The organism is Aequoribacter sp., from assembly GCF_965659035.1.
Taxonomy (GTDB): Bacteria; Pseudomonadota; Gammaproteobacteria; order Pseudomonadales; family Halieaceae; genus Aequoribacter.
Genome location: NZ_CBFHWH010000031.1, coordinates 1 through 1,762 on the forward strand (window position 1 = coordinate 1; position 1,762 = coordinate 1,762).

The 1,762-nt window shown below is 51.9% G+C and carries 2 protein-coding genes; both read right to left on the reverse strand.

Features of this window, described 5'->3' with window-relative positions:
• Positions 1 to 130: 130 nt before the first annotated feature.
• Positions 131 to 1,030, reverse strand: coding sequence for a DsbA family protein (locus ACTF5Z_RS06495; RefSeq protein ID WP_438984950.1), 900 nt, complete (start codon positions 1,028 to 1,030; stop codon positions 131 to 133).
• Positions 1,031 to 1,130: 100 nt separating this feature from the next.
• A partial coding sequence (locus tag ACTF5Z_RS06500; protein WP_438984951.1) for a c-type cytochrome occupies positions 1,131 to 1,762 on the reverse strand: 632 nt, incomplete at its 5' end.

The following is a 1,762-nucleotide window of genomic DNA, read 5'->3' on the forward strand; positions in this document are numbered from 1 at the left end:
AGCTGGTTGAGTATGCCAAAGCGTTAAAACTCGTTCGGGACAGCGGTGCAGGCGATTTAGCACCGTATCCAAACGGGATGTAAGACACAAAAACGGCACCATTCGGTGCCGTTTCGTTGCATTCTAGAATTTAGTTAGCGGCTCTCATCCGACGCTCACGCTCCACCAAAGCATCTGCAATTTTGAGCATATTTGCCTGACTGCCGGCTTTGCGCGTTGAAATGCGGTACTTACCGTTCACAACCAACTCGGGTGTACCGCTAATCGCGGCTTGTCGCATGACAGCCTCAGCTTTTGTTACCTGCGAACCCACGCCAAAAGATTTAAACGCTTTATTAAAGTCGTTCTCGGATACGCCTTGCGACTCGAAAAATCTCACGACCTGCGCCTCGGTAGACAAGGGGTTACGATCTACGTGCATCGCCTGAAAAATCGCCTTATGCATTGTATCGCCCAGACCTAAGGCCTCGATGGCGAAAAACACCTGAGCATGAAACTTCATGGTGCCATTCCAGATCGCTGGCGAAGGTTGAAAGTCCACATAATTTGCGAGGTTTTTCTTCCATGCGGTCAGCAAAGGTTCGAAGCTGTAGCAGTGGCCGCAGCCGTACCAGAAAAATTCACGCACCTCGATTTTATCCGGGTTGGCGGTGCGGAAGGGGGGAACCACTAGCTCGTAATGCTCACCCTCTTTATAGTTGTCTTCAATGGCGGGCGCTTGTGGCTTTGCTTCGGGCGCAATAGCGGTCGCTAGCGCACTCTTTGCTTCTTCCAGTTCTGTTTGTACCGTTGACTCGAATTTCTGGCTAACCTCTTGCGCTTCTTCTTTTATCTCAGCAGCGACCTGCTCAACAGATGTTTCAGTTTGAGCCGCAACAGCTTTCGAAGTATCGACTTCTGAAGATGTGGGAACTGACTGGGCCTGCATAGCTGACGGCTCCGCTACCGGCGCTGTCGGCGTGTCGTCTGACGCACAGGCCGCTAATACAATCGAGGCGAGCGCAATGCCGATGAGTTTCTGCAATTTCATAATGGACTCCTAGTAAAGTCTTCACGTTCTGAGCGGCATGATAACAATTTTTGGCAAAAAAAAGGCGGCTTGCATGCCGCCTTTTCACTTAACTTACTGCTTAGTCGGCAATTAAACCCGAAGCGTAGCTAGCCACCGCTTTGATTTGAGCATCCGATAAGCCGCGAGCGGTAGCGCGCATAATTTTCGTATCGCCGTCGTTTGTGCGGCCCGCGGGGTCATCGTAGCCCGTACGGTACATAGTCAGCTGTGCGGCGATGTAGTCGGCGTGCTGACCAGCCAATCGAGGATATCCCGCAGGCGCTAATCCTTTACCATTGGGCCCATGGCACGCGATACATGCGGCAACACCCGTGTCAGCGTTACCACCGTTATAGATCTTTTTACCAAGCTCGACGAGCGCTGGATCCGCTTTTGCACCAGTTATCGCTTGAGATGCATAGAAAGCGGCCATATCGGCCAGATCTTGGTCTGATTTACCGTTCAGCATTCCCGTCATTTGGACGATGTTGCGATTGCCGTCACGAACGTCGACCAACTGCTTGTATAAATATTTAGCGCCTTGGCCGGCGAGCTTCGGAAAGTTAGGCGCTGCGCTATTACCGTCCTGACCATGACAGGCGGAGCACATCATTAGCTGCGCCTTCCCACGAGAAGCATCGCCCTCTGGCATCACAGTTGCCGCGTTTGCGGAGGCACTGACCAACAGAATGGCAGCTAAAACTAAATTTT